This is a genomic window from Maribacter sp. MS6, assembly GCF_056839185.1.
The window spans coordinates 3,522,577-3,547,057 of sequence record NZ_CM166389.1 but is presented as its reverse complement, the minus strand read 5'-3'; the positions used below and the strand labels follow the sequence as shown (position 1 = coordinate 3,547,057).

General features: G+C 40.7%; 15 protein-coding genes and 5 tRNA genes. 1 reads left to right on the top strand and 19 read right to left on the bottom strand.

Features of this window, described 5'->3' with window-relative positions:
- The 4 genes from MS6x_RS15560 to MS6x_RS15545 all read right to left on the bottom strand — a co-directional run bounded on the left by MS6x_RS15560 (position 1) and on the right by MS6x_RS15545 (position 8,663).
- Positions 1–1,329 (bottom strand): hypothetical protein, encoded by a 1,329-nt coding sequence (locus MS6x_RS15560; RefSeq protein WP_482603370.1) that lies wholly within the window; start codon positions 1,327–1,329, stop codon positions 1–3.
- A 430-nt stretch (positions 1,330–1,759) separates the two neighbouring features.
- Positions 1,760–3,700, bottom strand: coding sequence for an OmpA family protein (locus MS6x_RS15555; RefSeq protein WP_482603369.1), 1,941 nt, complete (start codon positions 3,698–3,700; stop codon positions 1,760–1,762).
- Between the two features lie 13 nt (positions 3,701–3,713).
- Complete coding sequence (locus MS6x_RS15550) at positions 3,714–4,667, bottom strand: PorP/SprF family type IX secretion system membrane protein (RefSeq protein WP_482603368.1); 954 nt, start codon at positions 4,665–4,667, stop codon at positions 3,714–3,716.
- A gap of 12 nt (positions 4,668–4,679) precedes the next feature.
- A complete protein-coding gene (locus MS6x_RS15545) occupies positions 4,680–8,663 on the bottom strand; it encodes a T9SS type B sorting domain-containing protein (RefSeq protein ID WP_482603367.1) in 3,984 nt (1,327 codons plus the stop codon).
- Positions 8,664–8,976: 313 nt separating this feature from the next.
- Here MS6x_RS15545 and MS6x_RS15540 point away from each other — a divergent pair, with 313 nt between their 5' ends.
- Positions 8,977–10,566 carry a peptide chain release factor 3 gene (locus MS6x_RS15540; RefSeq protein ID WP_482603366.1) on the top strand — a complete coding sequence of 530 codons (1,590 nt, stop codon included), beginning with the start codon at positions 8,977–8,979 and terminating at the stop codon, positions 10,564–10,566.
- Between the two features lie 32 nt (positions 10,567–10,598).
- Here MS6x_RS15540 and MS6x_RS15535 read toward each other — a convergent pair whose 3' ends face one another.
- The 15 genes from MS6x_RS15535 to MS6x_RS15465 form a co-directional block, all read right to left on the bottom strand.
- Positions 10,599–10,913, bottom strand: coding sequence for a DUF3467 domain-containing protein (locus MS6x_RS15535; protein ID WP_482603365.1), 315 nt, complete (start codon positions 10,911–10,913; stop codon positions 10,599–10,601).
- Between the two features lie 61 nt (positions 10,914–10,974).
- Positions 10,975–15,273, bottom strand: a complete 4,299-nt coding sequence (gene rpoC / locus MS6x_RS15530) for a DNA-directed RNA polymerase subunit beta' (RefSeq protein WP_482603364.1) — start codon at positions 15,271–15,273, stop codon at positions 10,975–10,977.
- 58 nt (positions 15,274–15,331) lie between these two features.
- Positions 15,332–19,141, bottom strand: a complete 3,810-nt coding sequence (gene rpoB / locus MS6x_RS15525; RefSeq protein ID WP_482603363.1) for a DNA-directed RNA polymerase subunit beta — start codon at positions 19,139–19,141, stop codon at positions 15,332–15,334.
- A gap of 135 nt (positions 19,142–19,276) precedes the next feature.
- Entirely contained in the window at positions 19,277–19,657 is a 381-nt protein-coding gene (gene rplL, locus MS6x_RS15520; RefSeq protein WP_482603362.1) for a 50S ribosomal protein L7/L12, read from the bottom strand.
- 50 nt (positions 19,658–19,707) lie between these two features.
- Entirely contained in the window at positions 19,708–20,223 is a 516-nt protein-coding gene (gene rplJ / locus MS6x_RS15515; protein WP_482603361.1) for a 50S ribosomal protein L10, read from the bottom strand.
- 25 nt (positions 20,224–20,248) lie between these two features.
- The gene (gene rplA / locus MS6x_RS15510) at positions 20,249–20,938 is read right to left on the bottom strand and encodes a 50S ribosomal protein L1 (RefSeq protein ID WP_482603360.1); all 690 of its coding nucleotides are present in this window, start codon (positions 20,936–20,938) and stop codon (positions 20,249–20,251) included.
- An 18-nt stretch (positions 20,939–20,956) separates the two neighbouring features.
- Positions 20,957–21,394, bottom strand: coding sequence for a 50S ribosomal protein L11 (rplK, locus tag MS6x_RS15505; RefSeq protein WP_379934665.1), 438 nt, complete (start codon positions 21,392–21,394; stop codon positions 20,957–20,959).
- 66 nt (positions 21,395–21,460) lie between these two features.
- Positions 21,461–22,012: a transcription termination/antitermination protein NusG gene (gene nusG, locus MS6x_RS15500; RefSeq protein ID WP_379934667.1), complete on the bottom strand. Its 552-nt coding sequence runs from the start codon at positions 22,010–22,012 to the stop codon at positions 21,461–21,463.
- Between the two features lie 10 nt (positions 22,013–22,022).
- Entirely contained in the window at positions 22,023–22,211 is a 189-nt protein-coding gene (secE, locus tag MS6x_RS15495; RefSeq protein WP_482603359.1) for a preprotein translocase subunit SecE, read from the bottom strand.
- Between the two features lie 51 nt (positions 22,212–22,262).
- Positions 22,263–22,335 (bottom strand) — tRNA-Trp (locus tag MS6x_RS15490).
- A gap of 127 nt (positions 22,336–22,462) precedes the next feature.
- Positions 22,463–23,647, bottom strand: a complete 1,185-nt coding sequence (tuf, locus tag MS6x_RS15485; protein WP_482603358.1) for an elongation factor Tu — start codon at positions 23,645–23,647, stop codon at positions 22,463–22,465.
- A gap of 55 nt (positions 23,648–23,702) precedes the next feature.
- Positions 23,703–23,774 (bottom strand) — tRNA-Thr (locus MS6x_RS15480).
- Between the two features lie 170 nt (positions 23,775–23,944).
- Positions 23,945–24,017, bottom strand: a tRNA-Gly gene (locus MS6x_RS15475).
- 43 nt (positions 24,018–24,060) lie between these two features.
- Positions 24,061–24,142 (bottom strand) — tRNA-Tyr (locus MS6x_RS15470).
- A 27-nt stretch (positions 24,143–24,169) separates the two neighbouring features.
- Positions 24,170–24,243: transfer RNA gene (locus MS6x_RS15465), tRNA-Thr, on the bottom strand.
- Positions 24,244–24,481: the final 238 nt, after the last annotated feature.

Genomic DNA, 24,481 nt, shown 5'->3' with positions numbered 1-24,481 from the left:
TCAACCTTGTCCAACGGTATTTTCATCTTCGATATAATTTGTCCCATCACTGGCGTAGGTAATACCCTCACCATCAATAGCGAGAGATGTTGAAAAAACAGAAACGGTATTTCCCGTGGTTATATTCAAGGTATAGTAATCAACATTATCATCATTCTGAACGTAAAACTCAGCTGTATCCGGGTTCCATGAAATACCATCAGCTTGAGTCAATGCTCCATTTAAGATAATCGGATACCCCATATAAGGAGACCAAGGCGGATTGGATCCACTTGCGTTTGGGTTAACCGCCATAACTCTGTCGGCTCCACCACTTGTTCCATTTTGGTAAACTATCACCAAAATTTCTTCCCCTGTCGAATTATTTATATAAAATTCGGCTCCCTCCACATGTACAGCCACAATACCCGTTTTTATCAAAGTGGCTATCCCAGTCTCAGGATCGATTGCGTACATATCAGAAGAATTCGTGGGATCTCCTCCTTGAAATACGTAAACCAGTCGATCCGTAGATCTATACCCTCCACCCTCACCGGAGAATGTAATAGGATTTCCCCCAAAGGTAGTATTGATGATTGCGGGAGAAGGCAAAGGAGATGCCGTAGGATCTGGCGCTACAGAATAAAGTTCAGACCGATTGTCTGCCATAAAATAAATAAAAGGAAGCCCCCTGTTTGTGTTTGGTATAATTGCCGGCAATGTTGGCAAAGGCAGTGGGGTAAAATTGGCAACAATCGTCAAAATAGGTGCTTGTCCGGCACTGCCATTGTATGATTCGGCCGTCCGTTCTCCCGTTCCGTTAATAACAAACGCCATTGAATTACCAATGCTCCAGCCCCCCCTGTTCACAATCTCTTGTACTATATTAGTCAAATCCGGTGTTTGTTGGTTGGTACCTGATTGACCGGCGGTATTCCAGGCAGGTATACTATTCCACGCTACTGATGCGGCAGTCAATGTCCTATTGGAAATATTGCTGTTCGTATTTGAAAAAAAACTGGCATTATCGGTATCTTCCCCTCTAATGGTAACCGAAGTACTACCAGAATCGGTCTCGTCAGTAGTAAATTGAATGCTTGCACTTATAATCGTGGTACCCTGAGGGATGTTTATATTGTTGAAACGCATCCCCACCAACTGGTTTGTTCCCCCATCCCGGGTCAATTCTAAATCAGAACTACCAAGGTCCATATTACCATTGGACACCTCTTCTTCGGCATCATCATTGGCCGAAGCTACTTGTGTTGTGATTGTCGTTTGTGCGCTCATCAATGTACAAGACCCCAAAAGGAGAAGGGTAAGCATTATACGCAATAGTTGACCTTGCATTAAGTTGTTGGTTTTAAACTTTGGTAGGGAACAGATATTAAGTATCCCCATGGAATACCTATTCATGACAAAGTTAACCGCAATAGCAATGGAGAGAAATAATTGTTGTGAACACCTGAATTATAGATATATACCTCTTTAAAATGATGCCTCTTATCGATAACGGCTTTAAATGTAAACGCGTATAAGGTTCTATTTGTAAGAAATATCTACTTTAATTGAAACGATAAAAGATTCATTATTAATAAGATACACAGAATTCGTTTATTGGTTGTTACCGCACTAAGCAGTAGCTTTAATTCGCTTAAACCAAGATAAAAAAATATATAGAATTTACAGAAATTAAACCCAATACTCAAAAAAAATCTGTTTAAACCCAGCGAATAATATATTAAAATCTACTACTTACCATTGACTGCTATCAATTTTTCTATTCTAGAATAATAAACTCGGAACGTCTATTTAAATCATGTTTTGAAGCAGAACACCGGACTCCATCTTCGCACTCATTAATGAGTTTCAATTCTCCAAATCCTTTACTAGCCAATCTATCCGAACTAATTCCTTTTGAAATCATATAATTTATGGTAGACTCCGCTCTTTTCTGTGAGAGCCATAAATTATAAGCGGCTGGACCTCTACTATCCGTATGTGAGTTTACTTGGATTTTCAAGCTAGGATATTTTTCCATTGCCGCTATTACCTTTTCAACTTCTATCTCAGAATCTTTACGAATATTATACTTATCAAAGTCAAAATATATAGTGCTTAATTGCAATAGCTTAGCCAAGTCGTCACCGAACCCCGCTGTAACCAAATCCCTTTCTAAATAGAAATCTATTATTTTAGGTTTCCCATCCGAAACACCAATGTACTCTTCAAACGGGACATACCCTTCCATTAAGGCTCTTACAAAATTACCTTTATTGCAATCCAAAACAAGCCTATAATCACCTTCGGAATTTGTAATATCCGATAGTATTTCTTCGTTATTTTCATTAATGACCTTTACGGTTGCCCCTACCAGTACATTATTTGAAATCTTATCCCGTACCGTTCCCGTTATGCTCTGTATACATTCGAATACTAACGGCTCTTTTTCAATAAATTTATATATATCATCATATCCTAATCCACCTTCTCTGTTGGATGCAACATAGCCCTCTTTGGATTCTTCATTGAAAATAAATGTAAAATCGTCGCTTCGGCTGTTTATAGGCTCTCCAACGTTAAGGACTTTACCACTAAAATCCTTACGTTTAATTTTTGTCGCAAACACGTCTAAACCTCCTAAACCGGGATGGCCATCGGAAGAAAAATAAAGTATTTCGTTATCCGTAACAAACGGAAAGGTCTCCCTAGCTTCTGTATTTATGTTAGCCCCTAGATTGACCGGAGCACTAAATGTACGGTCGTCATTTATTCCTACCATAAAAATATCGGATAGACCGAGGGTACCCGGCATATCAGAAGCAAAGTATAGTGTTTTTTCGTCTGGACTTAAAACAGGATTAGCCACAGAATACGCATCGCTATTAAATGGAAGCTCCTCTACTTCTCCCCAAACGCCGTCTAACATTTTAGCCCTAAATATTTTAAGCCTAATAATTCCCTTTTCATCCTTAATATATTTGCCTTCCACAACATTATTTCGGGTAAAATATAAGGTTTGGCCATCTTTAGTTATCACAGATGCCGATTCGTGCAACCTTGTATTTATATCTTCTCCAAATTTTGTAACCATATTCATCGAAACACTATCGACATTTACTTTATACAAATCCAAAAAATCCTTTTCAGTCCAGGTATGTCTATACCTAGCAAAATTACCTGTATCCCGATCGGAAGAAAAAATCAGCCCATCCTTATAAAAAGCGGGTGCAAATTCAGAATAAACAGAATTATATTCAAATGGCGTAATATCATACCTACCTGAATTTTCAACAATTTCGGCCAAATAATCCCTTTCTTCTTTAAATGCATTTGCCCTAATATCACTAGAAGTCAACTCGGTAAACTTCGACATGACTTTATTAGAAGCCTCATATTCTCCAAGAGTTTTTAAGGTTTGTGCGTATTTAAAATAATCCTCGGGAGCAACTTCGTTAGGAAATTCCGCTACCAACTTTTTAAATGTTTCGGCCGCTTCCTTATAGTCAGAATTGAAGTAATATGAATTACCCAATTTTTTAAGCAAATCGGCAGAAACAAATCCTTTATCCAAAACTTTTTTATAAATATCGATTGCTGGTCTAAAAGAGTACTCTTCGTATTTTTCATTTCCTTTTGTCACCAATCTTTCCTGCGCCAAAGTTCTTACTAAAGAGAAAGAACTTAGAAAAATAAATAGTATATATACTTTTTTTGTCATGGGTCTGTCCGTATTAAAAGAAGCGAGGTGATACCAATCGTTGAAAGGATTTTACTAGTTCATACCTTAAAAAGACTTCAAAGGAACCATCGTTAAAACGAGTACCTCCCAATTCGGTAGTTTCTTTGTCATAAGCCAAACCTAACATTAGCTGGTCAGAGATTTGAAAACCGGCCATAGCACTCACTGCGGCATCCAATCTGTAGGCAGCTCCAAAAGTGAATTTATCCGCAAACATGAAATTCGCAGAAAGATCTATTTGCAAGGGTGCCCCTCCCACCACTTTCGTCAATAATGCAGGCTTGAACTTTAAGTTTCCGTTTAAATCAAAAACATAACCTGTTATCAAATAAAAATTAATTCTTTCCTGGGATAGAAACTGTATAGAATTCGCATCGGTAGCGGAATTATCAAAATGTTCGGTTTGTAATAAATTAGGTGCCGATAGACCCGCATAGAATTTCTTTGTATGATAATAGAAGCCTAAACCAACATTTGGAGAAATTCTATTTTCTATATTATCCACATTGACAGGTTCTGCATCGAAATTTCGTAATCTATTGAAATCTAAATTTAACACATTTAAACCTGCTTTTAGTCCAAAGGATAATTTAGCATCCCTTGCAACTTCAATAGTATAAGACAAAACACCATCAAAATAAGTTTCCTGCACTGTACCATCGCCGATTTCGTCATTAACGACGGATATCCCATAACCGAGTTTGCTATTTCTGATAGGTGAATGAATATTCACCGTTTGTGAGGTGGGCGCTCCCTCTAACCCTACCCACTGAGCTCGGTATAAAGCTGCTACACTCAATTGACCACGAGACCCTGCATAAGCTGGATTAACACTAATGGTATTAAACATGTACTGAGTGTATTGGGCGTCTTGTTGCGCACGTATCTCACTTACGAAAAGTAATGCTAAAAAAAGTAACCCTAAGAAATAATTCCTGATTATCATGTGGTAATGCTATTATCTGCTTATGTAAATATACTCACTATCAACAACAGTTTCCCCGGTCAAAGTCGTGTAATCAAAGATGTAGTAATACACACCTGAAGGTAGATAGTCTTCTACACTCAACGTAGACCTACCTCTAGACCGACCATCGAAAACATTATTCTGATTATTATAATTTTCTCCTTCATACACCGCAACACCCCATCTATTAAAAATTTTCAATGTGCTATTGCGAATATTTTCAACCCCGCGAATAAACAAAAAGTCATTTTTACCATCGGAGTTGGGAGATACAATTTGATTTACTTCAATGGCAACTATTTGTGGTTCGTTTACGACTATTGTTACTATAGCCGTATCACAGTTACCCAGCAAATCACAGACTGTATATTCAAAGGTATCTGTTCCGCTAAAACCTGTATTTGGTGTGTAGGTAACGAAATCATCCAAAAGGTCATCTGGGGTTCCACCATTGTTTGCCGAAACGATACCGTTGGAAGCTCCTGTAAACGTGACATTACCGTCATTTGGAAGATTTATATCGTTTATAAAGATATCAATATTAACTGCGGTTTCAGGATCAGTAACCCCTGAGTCATCCACCACATCCAACATTTGAGGTGTACCCACCGAAACTATAACTATAGCTGTGTCACAATTTCCAGCGACATTACAGACCGTGTATTCAAAACCATCGGTACCATTAAAATCAATGTTAGGTGTGTACGTGACAAAATCGTCGGATAAATCATCTGGAGTCCCTCCGTCATTAATCTCAAGGATTCCGTCCAAAGGCTCCGTAAAAGTGATAGTACCATTCGTAGGAACTCCTAAATCATTTTCCAGAATATTAATATCAACAGCAGTATTAGAAGGAGTAGTAGCAGAATCATCAATCACATCTAACATTGGACTATCGGGATCCAGGTAGTCCGGAGTACCGTCGTTGTCGCTGTCGTCGTCGGTAGGGTCGCCGTTACCGTTCGGGTCCTCCTCTTCCGTGGGCGTTCCGTCACCGTCGTCGTCAAGGTCCCTGTAGTTCACGTCCTCCGTTCCGTCCGTGTCAGGTAGGTCGTTCGCGGGGTCGTCGATCTCGTCGTTCACGTCGAAGCCGTCGTTGACATCACTTCCCTCGTAACCGTCGTCAAGTCCGTCCCCGTCAGTATCCGTGCCCGTAAAGGACTGGTCCGGAATACCGTCGAAGTTAAAATCGTTGCCCTCGTTGTTGTCAGGTACACTGTCGTTGTCGCTGTCGAGGTCGATATAATCAAACGTGTCCCCGCCGTCCGTGTTCACAGGTACGATACCGTCGTTGTCCGATCCCTCGTAGGCATCGTCCAGACCGTCGTTGTCCGTGTCGTTGCCGCTAGGCGCTACATAACCGTCAGTGGTCTGCCCCTCAACATTGTCAGGGATACCGTCGTTATCGGAGTCGATGTCCAAATGGTTTGGGATGCCGTCGTTGTCCGTATCCGAAGGGTCCGTCAGGGGGTCGTTGTCCCCGTCCAAATTGGGATCCTCCGTGGTATCCAAAAGTCCGTCGTTGTCGTCGTCAAGGTCCGTAAGGTCGGGAACCCCGTCGCCGTCGGTATCCTTGCCCCCGCTATCGGGATCCAGGTAGTCCGGAGTACCGTCGTTGTCGCTGTCGTCGTCGGTAGGGTCGCCGTTACCGTTCGGGTCCTCCTCTTCCGTGGGCGTTCCGTCACCGTCGTCGTCAAGGTCCCTGTAGTTCACGTCCTCCGTTCCGTCCGTGTCAGGTAGGTCGTTCGCGGGGTCGTCGATCTCGTCGTTCACGTCGAAGCCGTCGTTGACATCACTTCCCTCGTAACCGTCGTCAAGTCCGTCCCCGTCAGTATCCGTGCCCGTAAAGGACTGGTCCGGAATACCGTCGAAGTTAAAATCGTTGCCCTCGTTGTTGTCAGGTACACTGTCGTTGTCGCTGTCGAGGTCGATATAATCAAACGTGTCCCCGCCGTCCGTGTTCACAGGTACGATACCGTCGTTGTCCGATCCCTCGTAGGCATCGTCCAGACCGTCGTTGTCCGTGTCGTTGCCGCTAGGCGCTACATAACCGTCAGTGGTCTGCCCCTCAACATTGTCAGGGATACCGTCGTTATCGGAATCGATGTCCAAATGGTTTGGGATGCCGTCGTTGTCCGTATCCGAAGGGTCCGTCAGGGGGTCGTTGTCCCCGTCCAAATTGGGATCCTCCGTGGTATCCAAAAGTCCGTCGTTGTCGTCGTCAAGGTCCGTAAGGTCGGGAACCCCGTCGCCGTCGGTATCCTTGCCCCCGCTATCGGGATCCAGGTAGTCCGGAGTACCGTCGTTGTCGCTGTCGTCGTCGGTAGGGTCGCCGTTACCGTTCGGGTCCTCCTCTTCCGTGGGCGTTCCGTCACCGTCGTCGTCAAGGTCCCTGTAGTTCACGTCCTCCGTTCCGTCCGTGTCAGGTAGGTCGTTCGCGGGGTCGTCGATCTCGTCGTTCACGTCGAAGCCGTCGTTGACATCACTTCCCTCGTAACCGTCGTCAAGTCCGTCCCCGTCAGTATCCGTGCCCGTAAAGGACTGGTCCGGAATACCGTCGAAGTTAAAATCGTTGCCCTCGTTGTTGTCAGGTACACTGTCGTTGTCGCTGTCGAGGTCGATATAATCAAACGTGTCCCCGCCGTCCGTGTTCACAGGTACGATACCGTCGTTGTCCGATCCCTCGTAGGCATCGTCCAGACCGTCGTTGTCCGTGTCGTTGCCGCTAGGCGCTACATAACCGTCAGTGGTCTGCCCCTCAACATTGTCAGGGATACCGTCGTTATCGGAGTCGATGTCCAAATGGTTTGGGATGCCGTCGTTGTCCGTATCCGAAGGGTCCGTCAGGGGGTCGTTGTCCCCGTCCAAATTGGGATCCTCCGTGGTATCCAAAAGTCCGTCGTTGTCGTCGTCAAGGTCCGTAAGGTCGGGAACCCCGTCGCCGTCGGTATCCTTGCCCCCGCTATCGGGATCCAGGTAGTCCGGAGTACCGTCGTTGTCGCTGTCGTCGTCGGTAGGGTCGCCGTTACCGTTCGGGTCCTCCTCTTCCGTGGGCGTTCCGTCACCGTCGTCGTCAAGGTCCCTGTAGTTCACGTCCTCCGTTCCGTCCGTGTCAGGTAGGTCGTTCGCGGGGTCGTCGATCTCGTCGTTCACGTCGAAGCCGTCGTTGACATCACTTCCCTCGTAACCGTCGTCAAGTCCGTCCCCGTCAGTATCCGTGCCCGTAAAGGACTGGTCCGGAATACCGTCGAAGTTAAAATCGTTGCCCTCGTTGTTGTCAGGTACACTGTCGTCATCACTATCATAATCTAAAAAGTCCGGTTTATTCGGTCGTGGTGTACCATCAGTGTTTACTGGAATTAGACCGCCAATGTAGGCACTATTCAACCCATTATTAGATGCGTAAGTCGCCGCATCATCATCATTTGGTGGAATATAACCATCAGTGGTCTGTGCTTCTACATTATCAGGGATACCATCGTTATCGGAATCGATGTCCAAATAGTTAGGGTATATATCAGAATCTCTTGAGAATGGAGCGATACCTTGTCCGGCACCGGGGTAACTTTCATAAGCATCGTCCAAACCATTCCCGTCACTATCTATGCCAGAAATTGGTTTATAAAGATGAAAATTCGGACCCTCCAAATTGTCCAGTATCCCATCATTATCTGAATCGATATCTAAATAATCGGGCACTCCATCACTATCCGTATCTGTAGGATAAGTTTCAGGATTATAATCACCGTCTAGATTTGCGTCCTCAGTTTCATCCGTTAAGCCATCGCCATCATCGTCAATATCAATATGGTCGTAGACCCCATCTCCATCAGTATCTATCGTAACTATATCAGCAGGTAGTTCATTCCCATAAACAAAAGAGATAGTGCATAACAATAGCGTGAAAACAATTGCTCTAGCAAAGCTATAAGGCTGGGTTAGAAGCTTGGGAGTTGAAAACGTACTTTTTCTCATAACGACAGTTTAATTTAAACGTATCACCATGACAAGTAGGATTTTATCTAGGCAGGATATGGGACTTCCTAATTTGAAATTACACGCAAGATAGTTGTATTATGGATAGCGTCTTAGCATCTCGGATAACTTGTTAACAAATCTCTTTGAAATACTAACCAAGATAACTCAGGACTTATTTTTCATATTAAATATATGACACAAAATTATCAATTTTGTCACAATGAACTATTTATTTGTAAAGAAATCTTCACGTGAGTTATAGATGACAAAACCCCTAAATTCACGTATTTTTACCCTCAAATTGTATTAAATGAGCTTTAAGGAAGAAATAGAAAGAAGACGAACTTTTGGAATTATATCGCATCCTGATGCAGGAAAAACCACATTAACTGAAAAGCTTCTACTTTTCGGAGGTGCAATTCAAGAAGCAGGGGCCGTAAAGAACAATAAAATAAAAAAAACAGCCACCAGTGATTTCATGGAAATTGAACGTCAACGGGGGATATCCGTTGCAACTTCTGTTTTGGCTTTTATTTACAAGAACAAAAAGATAAATATACTTGACACCCCTGGACACAAGGATTTTGCGGAGGACACCTTTAGAACCTTAACAGCGGTAGATAGCGTAATCGTGGTAATCGATGTAGCAAAGGGGGTTGAAGAACAAACGGTGAAACTTGTAGAAGTCTGCCGAATGCGCAACATTCCTATGTTAGTATTTATTAACAAGCTGGATAGAGAAGGACAAGATGCTTTTGACCTTCTAGACGAGCTTGAACAAAAACTAGGACTTTCGGTGACACCCCTTAGCTTTCCCATAGGAATGGGCTACGACTTTAAAGGGATTTATAATATTTATGAAAAAAACATCAATCTATTTAGTGGTGACAATAAAAAGAATATAGAAGAAACAATTGCATTTGACGACTTAGAAAATCCTCAACTTGAACAAATCATTGGGGCCAGCGCAGCAAAGGAGCTAAGAGAAAATTTAGATTTGGTTTGGGGCGTATATCCTGAATTTGACAAACAATTATATTTAAAAGGCGAACAACAACCTGTATTCTTTGGTTCGGCGCTAAATAATTTTGGTGTACGGGAATTACTAGATTGTTTTATTGAAATTGCACCACCACCGAAACCGAAAATGGCCGAAGAGCGTTTGGTCCGAGCAAATGAGAAGGAACTGACAGGTTTCGTGTTTAAAATTCATGCAAATATGGATCCCAAACATCGCGATAGACTAGCCTTCGTTAAAATTGTATCCGGAACGTTCGAGCGGAACAAACCCTATTTACATGTAAGACAGGGTAAAAAGCTAAAATTCTCCAGTCCCAATGCCTTTTTTGCAGAAAAAAAAGAAATTGTGGACATCTCATATCCAGGAGATATTGTTGGACTGCATGACACAGGAAACTTTAAGATAGGTGATACGCTAACCGAGGGAGAAACATTACATTATAAAGGTATACCAAGCTTTTCTCCCGAACATTTTAGGTATATAAACAATGCCGACCCAATGAAATCCAAGCAGTTAAATAAGGGAATTGATCAGCTGATGGACGAAGGTGTTGCTCAACTTTTTACGTTAGAACTTAATGGACGCAAAGTTATTGGTACGGTAGGAGCGTTACAATTTGAAGTTATACAGTATCGTTTAGAACACGAGTATGGCGCTAAATGTAGCTATGAAAATTTTCCCGTTTTCAAAGCCTGCTGGATAGGTAATGAAAATAGGAAGAGTGATGAATTCAAGGACTTTATAAGAGTAAAACAAAAGTTTTTAGCCAAGGACAAAAGAGGACAATTAGTGTTTCTAGCAGATTCTCAATTCTCTTTACAAATGACACAGTCTAAATATCCACTCGTCAAACTGCATTATGTTTCGGAATTTGACTAAAAAAAGCCCAGCTAATATTAGCTGGGCTTTTTCTAAGCTTCTCCTACCGGACCAAAATTTATAGGCACAAGAGTTTGCTCATAATCCTTAATGGTACCGTGAGCCTTCTCAAAACGTTGTACGTTATCATTTAAAGCTTTGAGAAATTTCTTAGCATGCTGCGGCGTTAGCACGATTCTACTTTTCACTTTAGCTTTTGGTGCACCGGGCATCATACTTATGAAATCGACTACAAATTCGGATACGGAGTGGTTGATTATTGCCAAATTCGAATAAACACCTTCAGCCATCTTTTCGTCAAGCTCTATGTTTATTTGTTTTTGATTTGATTTTTTTTGCTCACTCATGTTAAACATTATTAAGTAATCATAAAAAAGCCCTCAATTAAAAACTGAGGGCTTACTATATTTAGAATTTTAAGGCTTCTTTTCTAGCCATAATTTCATCATATTCCTCTTTAGAACCTACTATAATGCTCTCATAGTCCCGCATTCCTGTACCAGCTGGAATTCTATGTCCTACGATTACATTTTCTTTAAGTCCTTCCAAGGTATCTACCTTACCACTTACAGCGGCCTCATTCAATACTTTAGTCGTCTCTTGGAACGAAGCTGCAGATATAAACGATTTTGTTTGTAGGGAAGCTCTTGTTATACCCTGTAATATTGGAGTTGCAGTTGCTGCAACGGCATCTCTAGCTTCTACTAAAGCTTTGTCATTTCGCTTCAACAAAGAATTTTCATCCCTAAGTTCTCTTGGTGTAACTATCTGACCAGCTTTTAAATTCTCGGACTCTCCAGCTTCCATAACCACTTTTTTACCGAAAATCTCATCGTTCTCTGTGATAAAATCGTCTTTATGTATTAATTGGTTCTCTAAGAAAATCGTATCTCCTGGATCTACAATCCTTACTTTACGCATCATTTGTCTAACAACAACCTCAAAGTGTTTGTCATTGATTTTTACACCTTGTAACCTATATACCTCCTGAACTTCGTTCACTAGATATTGTTGTACGGCTGATGGTCCTTTAATTTTTAAAATATCTTCTGGAGTAATAGAACCATCAGATAAAGGCATACCTGCTCGTACATAATCGTTTTCTTGAACAAGAATCTGATTGGAAAGCTTTACGAGGTATTTCTTTATTTCACCCAACTTGGATTCGATTATGATTTCTCTATTACCTCTCTTAATCTTACCAAAAGATACAACACCGTCAATCTCGGAAACGACCGCAGGGTTGGAAGGATTACGTGCCTCAAATAGCTCGGTTACCCTAGGAAGACCACCCGTAATATCACCAGCTTTTGCTGATTTACGCGGAATCTTCACCAAAATCTTACCTTCCTTAATCTTATCTCCATCGTCCACCATAATGTGCGAACCAACAGGTAAATTATAAGAGCGTAATGTTTCACCTTTACCATCTTGGATAAGTAAAGTTGGAATCAACTTTTTGTTCCTTGATTCAGAAATTACCTTTTCTTGGAATCCAGTTTGCTCATCAATCTCTACCTGATATGTTACACCTTGATCAATATTCTCATAGGCAATTTTACCTGGAAACTCTGAAACGATGACACCATTGTAAGGATCCCATGAACAGATGACATCACCTTTAGCTACTTTAGCACCATTTTCTATGAACAGTTGTGAACCATAGGGAATATTATTTGTACTTAACGTAATACCTGTTTTTGCATCAACTACTTTTATTTCCGAAGTTCTTGAAATTACGATAAGAGCGGGTTTCCCTTCGGAATCCACACTTGTAACCGTTCTCATATCCTCTATCTCGGCAATACCAGAAAACTTAACTTCCAGTTTATTGTCCTCCGAAATGTTACCTGCAATACCACCCACATGGAATGTACGGAGCGTTAACTGTGTACCGGGCTCTCCAATAGATTGCGCAGCAACGACCCCAACAGCTTCTCCTCTTTGTACCATTTTATTAGTAGAAAGGTTTCTACCATAACATTTTGCACAAATTCCTTTTTGGGCTTCACATGTTAATGCCGAACGCACCTCAATTCTTTCGATTGGAGAAGCTTCTACCCTCTTAACATCAACCTCCATAATCTCCTGATCTGCACTCAATAAAAGTTCTTGGGTCAAAGGATCATAAACATCATGCAAAGAAACACGGCCAACAATACGTTCTCCAAGTGTCTCAACAATTTCTTCATTCTTTTTCAGTGCTTCAACTTCAACACCTCTTAGGGTCTCACAATCTTCAATATTAATAATTACATCCTGTGAAACATCAACCAATCTTCTCGTCAAATAACCTGCATCTGCGGTTTTAAGTGCTGTATCCGCCAACCCTTTTCGCGCACCGTGCGTTGAGATAAAGTATTCCAAAATAGATAAGCCTTCCTTAAAGTTAGAAAGAATTGGATTCTCAATAATCTCACCACCACCTGCTGTAGATTTTTTAGGCTTCGCCATTAATCCACGCATACCTGTTAACTGACGAATTTGCTCCTTAGAACCCCTTGCACCAGAATCAAGCATCATATACACAGAGTTGAACCCCTGTTGGTCTTCGCGAATACGCTTCATTGCTAACTCGGTTAGCATAGCGTTCGTTGAAGTCCACACATCAATTACCTGATTGTAACGTTCATTATTGGTAATAAGACCCATGTTATAATTGGCCATAATACCATCTACCTGTTCATTGGCATCTGCAATCATTTCAGGCTTCTCTTTCGGGATAATAATATCACCTAAACTAAAGGAAAGTCCTCCTTTAAAGGCGAAATCATAACCCATAGTTTTAATCTTATCCAAGAAATCTGCCGTTGTTGGCACATCGGTAACCGCCAATATACCCCCAATGATATCTCTTAAAGATTTTTTGTTCAAAACATCATTAATATACCCAGCAGCTTCTGGAACTTCCATGTTGAACAAAACCCTACCTACCGTTGTAGGTATAATTTGGTTGACCAGCTCGCCTGCTTCATTAAAATCTTTTGCTCTTACCTTTATTCCCGCGTTTAAGTTGACCATCCCTTCATTAAAAGCGATTTCAACCTCTTCATAAGAATAAAAGGTCAATCCTTCACCTTTTATAGGTACTTCAGGTGTAGACTTTCTTTCTTTGGTCATATAGTATAGACCCAAAACCATATCCTGAGAAGGAACGGTAATAGGAGAACCATTTGCAGGGTTCAAAATATTATGTGAAGCCAACATTAAAAGCTGTGCCTCTAAAATTGCCTCTGGTCCTAACGGTAGGTGTACCGCCATTTGATCCCCATCAAAATCCGCATTAAATGCAGTACAGACCAAAGGATGTAAACGAATCGCTTTTCCTTCGATTAGTTTTGGCTGAAATGCTTGGATTCCCAAACGGTGAAGCGTTGGCGCACGATTCAATAAAACTGGATGCCCTTTCAATACATTCTCTAGGATATCCCAAACTACAGGCTCCTTTTTGTCTATAATCTTTTTGGCAGACTTTACGGTCTTTACAATACCTCTTTCTATCAACTTACGGATAACAAATGGCTTGTATAATTCAGCAGCCATATCCTTTGGAAGTCCACATTCAAATAGTTTCAATTCTGGACCCACAACGATAACAGAACGTGCCGAATAATCCACACGTTTACCAAGTAAGTTTTGACGGAAACGCCCTTGCTTACCTTTTAATGAATCTGAAAGTGATTTTAACGGCCTGTTGGACTCTGTTTTAACGGCAGAAGCTTTTCTTGTGTTGTCGAAAAGTGAATCTACTGATTCCTGAAGCATACGCTTCTCGTTACGCAAAATCACCTCAGGAGCTTTTATCTCTACCAATCGCTTAAGACGATTGTTACGGATAATTACTCTTCTGTATAAATCGTTCAAATCAGATGTCGCGAAACGGCCACCATCCAAGGGCACCAAAGGACGCAATTCTGGCGGTATCACCGGAATAACCTTCATGATCATCCACTCTGGTTCGTTCTCCCTATTTTCTTGTGACTCCCTAAGCGCCTCGACCACTTGAAGTCTTTTTAAGGCTTCTGTTTTTCGCTGCTTTGAAGTTTCCGTATTTGCTTTATGTCTTAAGCTAAAAGACAATTCTTTTAAATCTATTCTTCCCAAAAGGTCGATTAAACATTCCGCACCCATCTTAGCGATAAACTTGTTAGGGTCCGAATCTTCCAAATACTGATTTTCTGGCGGAATAGATTCCATTATATTCAAGTACTCTTCCTCAGTCAAGAAATCCATTTTATTGATTTCTTCACCTTCTGCTCCTTTCGCAATACCCGCTTGAATTACTACGTATCTTTCGTAGTAAATAATCATATCCAATTTCTTGGAGGGTAATCCAAGAAGATATCCTATTTTGTTAGGAAGCGAACGGAAATACCAAATATGAGCTACAGGAACAACTAAATTAATATGTCCTACCCTGTCTCTACGTACTTTCTTTTCTGTTACCTCCACACCACAACGATCACACACAATACCGCGGTAACGGATCCGCTTATACTTTCCGCAAGCACATTCATAGTCCTTTACAGGGCCAAAAATACGCTCGCAAAAAAGACCATCACGTTCTGGTTTGTGCGTTCTATAGTTAATGGTTTCAGGTTTTAAAACTTCTCCTCTAGATTCTGCCAAAATTGCTTCGGGCGAAGCTAATCCGATAGAAATTTTATTAAACCTTTTTATTGGGTTATTATCTTTTATTCTAGCCATAATAGCGTGCTGATAATGATTTTAATTGTGTTTTTAAATAGTCTCTAAAACTATAAACTTATTCCTCAAGCCTAATATCCAAACCTAATCCCTTAAGTTCGTGCATTAAGACATTGAAAGATTCTGGTAAACCAGGTTCCGGCATCGTTTCACCTTTTACAATAGACTCGTACGTCTTGGCTCTACCAATCACATCATCCGATTTAACGGTCAATATTTCACGTAGCGTTGCAGATGCTCCATAAGCTTCCAAAGCCCATACTTCCATCTCTCCAAAACGTTGGCCACCAAATTGTGCTTTACCACCCAATGGTTGCTGTGTAATAAGCGAATACGGTCCTATAGAACGTGCATGCATCTTATCATCTACCATATGTCCTAATTTCAACATATAGATTACACCAACGGTAGCAGGCTGATCAAAACGTTGACCCGTACCACCATCATATAAATAGGTATGTCCAAATCTTGGAATTCCCGCTTCATCTGTATATGCATTAATTTCGTCAAGGGTAGCACCATCAAAAATTGGAGTTCCAAATTTCTTGCCTAGTTTAAGACCGGCCCAACCTAGAACTGTCTCGTAAATCTGACCAATATTCATACGTGATGGTACGCCTAAAGGATTTAATACGATATCTACCGGTGTTCCGTCTTCCAAGAACGGCATATCTTCTTGACGTACGATTCTGGAGACAATACCTTTGTTTCCATGACGTCCCGCCATTTTATCACCTACCTTAAGTTTACGTTTCTTAGCTACGTAAACCTTCGCCAACTTCATGATACCAGCTGGCAATTCGTCCCCAACCGAAATTGTAAACTTATCTCTTCTTAGATTCCCTTGAAGATCATTAAGCTTTATTTTATAGTTATGCAATAAATCTAATACCAAGGCATTGTTGTCGCTATCCGTCGTCCAACTTCCACCAACCAAATGTGCAAAATCGTCAACTGAATTTAACATTTTCATGGTATACTTCTTACCTTTAGGAAGTACTTCTTCACCTAAATCATTCAATACCCCTTGAGAGGTTTTCCCGTTTACCAGGGTGAATAATTTCTCTACTAGAACATCCTTAAGTTCTTGGAACTTTACTTCGTATTCTAACTCCAGCTTACCAAGCTCTTCCTTGTCTTCTGAACGTTTACGCTTATCCTTCACGGACCTAGAGAACAATTTTTTCTCTATCACAACGCCTCTTAAAGAAGGAGACGCCTTTAATGATGCATCTTTCACATCACCCGCTTTATCACCAAATATAGCGCGTAATAATTTTTCCTCCGGAGTTGGGTCAGATTCACCTTTTGGCGTAATCTTACCAATAAGTATATCTCCTGGTTTCACTTCTGCACCAATACGGATCATTCCATTTTCATCCAAATCCTTGGTAGCTTCCTCGGAAACGTTTGGAATGTCATGAGTTAATTCCTCTGCACCCAATTTTGTATCCCTTACCTCCAAAGAGTACTCGTCTACGTGGATCGATGTAAATATATCCTCACGTACCACTTTCTCCGAGATTACAATAGCATCCTCAAAGTTGTATCCCTTCCAAGGCATAAATGCAACTGTAAGATTTCTACCCAACGCTAATTCTCCTTTTTCAGTAGCATAACCTTCACAAAGAACTTGTCCCTTTTTAACTCTATCACCTTTCTTAACTATCGGTTTTAGATTAATGCTGGTACCCTGATTCGTTTTTCTGAATTTAACCAGAAAATACGTTTTATCATCCTCGTCAAAACTTATAAGCCTTTCAGCTTCCGTTCTATCGTATTTAATCGTTATTTTCTGAGAATCTACGTATTCAATAACACCATCACCTTCTGCGTTGATCAACACCCTAGAATCAGAAGCAACCTGTCTTTCCAAACCTGTTCCTACAATTGGAGACTGTGGTTTTAACAATGGAACTGCCTGACGCATCATGTTTGATCCCATCAAAGCACGGTTTGCATCATCATGCTCCAAGAACGGAATCAAAGATGCTGATATTGACGCTATTTGATTTGGGGCAACATCGGTATAATTGATTTCCGCTGGATCTACTACCGGGAAATCTCCTTCTTCCCTTGCAATAATCTTATCGGCGTCAATCTGTCCGTTTGCTTTCATTGGAATGTTAGCCTGCGCAATTTTCATTCCCTCTTCTTCCTCCGCACTTAGGTAAACAAAATTATCTATATCAACCTTGGATTTATCTACTTTTCTATAGGGCGTCTCCAAAAAGCCCATTGAATTCACTTTAGCAAAAACAGAAAGTGAAGAAATTAGACCAATGTTAGGTCCTTCAGGAGTTTCAATAGGACATAATCTACCATAGTGTGTGTAATGAACGTCACGAACCTCGAAACCAGCTCTTTCTCTGGAAAGTCCGCCTGGTCCTAGCGCAGATAACCTTCTTTTGTGTGTTATTTCTGCCAATGGATTCGTTTGGTCCATAAACTGAGATAACTGATTTGTACCAAAGAATGAGTTAATTACAGAAGACAAGGTCTTTGCATTAATTAAGTCTATAGGTGTGAACACTTCATTGTCACGAACGTTCATCCTTTCTCGAATAGTACGTGCCATCCTAGCCAAACCTACACCAAACTGAGAAGACAACTGCTCTCCAACAGTTCTTACTCGCCTGTTAGAAAGGTGATCAATATCATCTATTTCCGCTTTAGAGTTGATAAGCTCTATCAAATATTTAATAATGGTAATGATATCCTCTTTGGTCAAGACCTGCTTGTCCATTCCAATATCAAGTCCTAATTTTTTATTCATTCTGTAACGCCCAACTTCACCTAAGTTGTACCGTTGATCAGAGAAGAATAATTTATCAATAATACCACGTGCAGTCTCTTCATCTGGCGGCTCTGCATTTCGTAGTTGTCGGTAAATATGTTCTACAGCTTCTTTTTCAGAATTCGTTGGATCCTTCTGCAAAGTATTATGAATAATAGCATAATCCGATTGTGCATTATTCTCCTTGTGCAGTAATACTGTCTTTACATCAGCTTCGATAATTTCGGCAATGTTGTCCTTATCTAGAATTGTATCACGATCTAATACAATCTCGTTTCTTTCTATAGACACCACTTCACCTGTATCCTCATCTACAAAATCCTCGTGCCAAGTATTTAGAACTCTCGCGGCCAACTTACGGCCAAGCACTTTTTTAAGGCCGGCGTTAGAAACTTTTATTTCTTCTGAAAGGTCAAATATTTCTAAAATATCCTTATCACGCTCAAAACCGATAGCTCTGAACAAGGTTGTAACCGGTAATTTTTTCTTTCTATCGATATAGGCATACATAACGCCATTAATATCGGTAGCAAATTCTATCCAAGAACCCTTAAAAGGAATAACTCTGGCAGAATATAATTTAGTTCCATTTGCATGGAAAGATTGTCCAAAGAAAACCCCTGGAGAACGGTGCAACTGAGACACCACTACACGCTCAGCACCATTTATGACAAACGTACCACTTGGTGTCATGTAAGGAATAGTTCCTAAGTACACGTCTTGCACTATAGTTTCAAAATCCTCATGCTCAGGGTCGGTACAATATAATTTTAACCTAGCCTTAAGCGGAACACTATATGTAAGACCGCGCTCTATACATTCTTGGATTGAATATCTGGGCGGGTCGATGAAGTAATCCAAAAATTCCAACACGAACTGATTTCTAGTATCGGTAATTGGAAAATTTTCCATGAAGGTATTGTACAAACCTTCGTCACCTCTTTGGTCAGATTTTGTTTCAAGTTGGAAAAAGTCTTGAAAAGATTTGATCTGAATATCAAGAAAATCCGGATATTCCGGTGTCTTCTTAGCGGATGCAAAATTTATTCTTTCAGTCTGATTTGTGAACATCTACGGACAGTGTTTTGATCGTGAGTACTAATGGGGTAGTATACATCTTTATATACCTAATTCTATAAAATGGCTTAGGTCTGACTCCGCCGGGGCGGAAAAAGACCTAAACCAAAACTGATATAGTTATTGCTATTACTTAAGCTCAACTTCAGCTCCTGCTTCTTCTAATGATTTTTTGATACCTTCTGCTTCATCTTTAGAAATACCTTCTTTCACCGCTTTTGGTGCGCTATCTACGATGTCTTTTGCATCTTTCAAACCTAAACCGGTTAATTCCTTAACCAATTTAACCACTGCTAATTTAGAAGCACCAGCTGCTTTCAAAATAACGTCGAATTCTGATTGTGCTTCTGCAGCTTCACCACCTTCGGCAGCACCGCCACCAGCAGCAACAGCTACTGCAGCAGCAGCAGGCTCAATACCATACTCATCTTTTAATATACCAGCTAACTCGTTTACTTCTTTTACCGTAAGGTTAACTAATTGTTCTGCGAAATCTTTTAAATCTGCCATTGTCTATCGTTTAATAAAATTTTAAAATATACTTAGTTTATAGTGCGTACTTATTTTTCAGATAATGTTTTAAGGATACCTGCCAGTTTACCACCACCAGATTTAAGTCCGGAAATAACATTTTTGGCCGGGGATTGTAACAATCCAATAATTTCGCCAATCATCTCTTCCTTAGACTTAATGCTCACTAGAGCATCCAAATTCTCATCACCTATGTAAACTGCCTCTTCAACGAAAGCTCCTTTTAATAAAGGCTTTTCAGATTTCTTTCTGAAATTCTTAATTAGCTTTGCCGGAGCATTACCAACTTCTGAGAACATTAAAGAGGTGTTTCCCTTTAATACACTTGGAAGTTCGCCAAACTCTCTATCCGAGGCCTCCATTGCCTTTGCAAGCAATGTATTCTTAACTACTGCCAACTTAATATTAGCCTTAAAACAGGCTCTTCTTAAATCTGAGGTAGTCACAGCATCCATACCTGAGATATCCGCTAAATAAATAATGGAATTATCTCCAAGCTGAGCCGTTAAATCTTGTATAACCGTTGCCTTTTCTTCTCTTGTCATAATTGAAATTTTTAACCAGCAGCGCTTAAACTGACTTTGGGTCTAATTGAACACTAGGACTCATGGTACTGGACATAAAAATACTTTTCATGTAAACACCTTTAGAAGCGGTTGGCTTTAGCTTGTTTAAAGTATCCAATAATTCTTTAGCATTATCTGCAATCTTATCCGCTGTAAAGGAAGCTTTCCCCACAGCAGCATGCACTATACCTGTCTTATCTACTTTAAAATCAATCTTACCAGCTTTTACTTCTGAAACCGCTTTAGCAACATCCATAGTTACTGTACCCGTTTTTGGATTTGGCATTAGGCCTCTTGGTCCTAAGACTCGGCCCAAAGGTCCTAATTTTCCCATAACGCTTGGCATGGTGATGATAACATCTACATCTGTCCAACCGCCTTTAATTTTATCCAAATATTCGTCCAACCCAACATAATCAGCTCCAGCCTCTTGCGCTTCTGCCTCCTTGTCCGGTGTTACCAAAGCCAAAACCTTCACATCCTTTCCGGTACCATGAGGTAGTGTAACTACACCACGTACCATTTGATTCGCTTTTCTTGGATCTACACCCAGTCTTACGGCCAAATCAATTGATGCATCAAATTTTGTATTGGTTATTTCTTTAATTAAAGCTGAAGCCTCGTCTACAGAGTATAATTTATCCTTCTCTATTTTGGAATGTGCTTCCTTAAGCTTCTTTGTTAACTTTGCCATTTAATTGCTTTTTAAAATTTAAAAAGGTCTTTTTCCTGAAACCTTCATACCCATAGACCGCGCTGTACCTGCAATCATACTCATTGCAGATTCTACGGTAAATGCGTTAAGGTCTACCATTTTGTCTTCGGCTATTGCCTTAACTTGGTCCCAGGTTACATTCCCTAATTTTACTCTGTTAGGTTCGCCAGATCCTTTTTTAATCTTAGCCGCTTCCAATAGCTGAACTGCCGCTGGTGGTGTTTTAACAAGGAAGTCAAACGACTTATCCTTATAAACGGTGATTACAACTGGTAAAACCTTACCTGGTTTATCCTGCGTTCTAGCATTAAATTGCTTACAGAATTCCATGATGTTAACACCGGCAGCACCTAAGGCGGGTCCAACCGGTGGCGATGGATTCGCTGCACCTCCCCTAACTTGTAGTTTAACTACTTTACCTATTTCTTTTGCCATTGTTTAAAATTAAATTGAAAGTGTGTCAATGGAAGCGACACAACTCTTAAATATGTAACAATTATCTTAAATTTTTTCTACTTGCATATAGCTGAGCTCCAATGGAGTTTTTCTTCCGAAAATCTTCACCATTACCTCCAACTTACGCTTCTCTTCATTTATTTTTTCCACAGTACCGTTGAATCCATTAAAAGGACCATCGATAACCTTGACCGTCTCGCCAAAAACGAAAGGTATGGCAACGCTGTCCGTATTCACCGTCAACTCATCAACTTTACCTAACATTCTATTGACCTCGGATTTTCTTAAAGGAACAGGGTCACCGCCTTTGGTTTCACCCAAAAAGCCTATTACGTTTGTTATAGATCTTATTATATGGACCATTTCCCCGCCCAAATTGGCTTTCACCATAATGTAGCCTGGAAAATACACTCTCTCCTTATTTATTTTTTTCCCGTTTCTTACCTGAACAACCTTTTCGGTAGGAACCAACACGTCTTCCAAATAATCTGCAAAACCATGTCGCTCTACTTCGCTCTCAATATAGCCTTTGATTTTATTCTCTTGGCCACTTACAGCTCTTACTACGTACCATTTCTTTTCCAATACTTCTGACATAGTACTTCCCTTAATTTAGAACGTTATTGAAATATAATTTAATAATCTTACTAAAAACCGTATCGACGCCCCATGTAGCTAATGCAAAAAGAATAGAAAAAACGGCAACTACAACCATAAGGTTAGACGAATCTGCCCTCGTAGGTAGCGTTACGTTATTTCTTAATTCCTCTACAGCCTCTTTAATGTATGTTATCATTTCAACTAAATTTTTAGCTTCTAAAAACGTTCTATTCCTTCTAAAATTCTGCACGGGAGGAGAGACTCGAACTCCCGACACCTGGTTTTGGAGACCAGTGCTCTACCAACTGAGCTACACCCGTATACAATAAGCACACCTGGAAAAATCCTATCCGTGGCATACTCGTTCGTATTTACACCGAAAGGTATCCCGACGTAATGTCGGGACACCCTTATGATGTAACACTATTTTAAACTATTGTTCTGAGATTAAAGAATCTTAGTAACCTGACCAGCTCCTACTGTTCTACCACCCTCACGAATAGCAAAACGAAGACCTTCGCTCAACGCGATTGGCTGAATCAACTCAACCGTAATAGTCAAGTTATCACCAGGCATAACCATTTCAACTCCACTTGGAAGTGAAATATTACCGGTAACATCTGTAGTTCTTACGTAGAACTGAGGACGGTAGTTATTATGAAATGGTGTATGACGACCACCTTCTTCTTTTTTAAGGATATAAACCTCAGCTTCAAATTTATCATGTGGCTTAACAGAACCTGGCTTACAGATTACCATTCCACGGCTAATTTGAGACTTCTCGATACCTCTTAATAGGATACCTACGTTATCTCCTGCCTCACCCCTATCCAAAATCTTACGGAACATTTCAACCCCAGTAATCGTGGAAGATAATTTTTCGGCGCCCATACCGATGATATCTACTGCATCACCTGTATTTGCAACTCCAGTTTCAATACGACCAGTTGCAACAGTACCACGACCAGTAATCGTGAATACATCTTCAACAGGCATTAAGAAATCCTTATCAACATCTCTTTTTGGAAGCTCGATCCATTCGTCAACAGCGGTCATTAATTCCATTACTGTATCTACCCATTTTTGCTCTCCGTTCAATGCACCTAATGCAGAACCAGCAATTACAGGACCATTATCACCATCATACTCATAAAACGAAAGCAATTCTCTTACTTCCATTTCAACAAGCTCGATTAATTCCTCATCATCAACCATATCCACTTTGTTCATAAAAACAACAATTCTAGGAATACCAACTTGGCGTCCTAAAAGGATATGCTCACGAGTTTGTGGCATTGGTCCATCAGTAGCAGCAACTACCAAAATAGCACCGTCCATTTGTGCAGCACCAGTAACCATGTTCTTTACGTAATCCGCGTGACCAGGACAGTCAACGTGTGCGTAATGACGATTTGCCGTAGAGTACTCTACGTGCGATGTATTAATGGTAATACCTCTTTCTTTCTCCTCAGGAGCGTTGTCGATAGAATCGAAGCTTCTCATTTCAGAAAGACCTGCATTAGCCAAAACAGTTGTAATCGCTGCAGTTAATGTAGTTTTACCGTGATCTACGTGTCCAATGGTACCAATATTTAAATGCGGTTTGGAACGATCGAATTTTTCCTTTGCCATGTTTAATGAATTTTAATCTTAGTTTATATTAGTGTACAATTTTATTGCTTAATTGAGCCAATGACGAGATTCGAACTCGTGACCTCTTCCTTACCAAGGAAACGCTCTACCCCTGAGCTACACCGGCGTAAAGTGTCGAATCTACTCTGAATCAGAATAAATTCCTGCCTTCGCAGGGATGACCATAATGCCAAACAAAACAGAGCATGCACTTGGGAAATCCCATTGCAACCCCATTCGGCTTCAAAAGCCATTTTCTAACCACAACACAAACTACATGTTACGAAAGAAAATTAGAGCGGGAGACCGGGTTCGAACCGGCGACATTCAGCTTGGAAGGCTGACGCTCTACCAACTGAGCTACTCCCGCTTATTAATTTCAAAATTTAAAACAAATACCTGAAAGTTAAAAGTGGGGAGAGCAGGATTCGAACCTGCGAAGACGTAGTCAGCAGATTTACAGTCTGCCCTCGTTGGCCGCTTGAGTATCTCCCCTTTTAACCAGTATTTAAAGAACTTATGAGCCGATGGAGGGACTCGAACCCACGACCTGCTGATTACAAATCAGCTGCTCTAGCCAGCTGAGCTACATCGGCACTTTTGTTACGCTTTTCAGCATAAAAAAGCCCGCTATTTCTAACGGACTGCAAATGTATAGATTTATTTGTTTATTCAAAACAAAATTTGAAATAATTTGCTTTGGCAACCAAGCTTAATTTCTCTTTTCTTTTAATACCTATTCCTTGCTTAGAAAAACCTACTGAATTTGCTGCCTCGTTAACGCATTTGCCCTGCATTCTTACCTTATAGTATTCTTTAAATAATATTACTTTA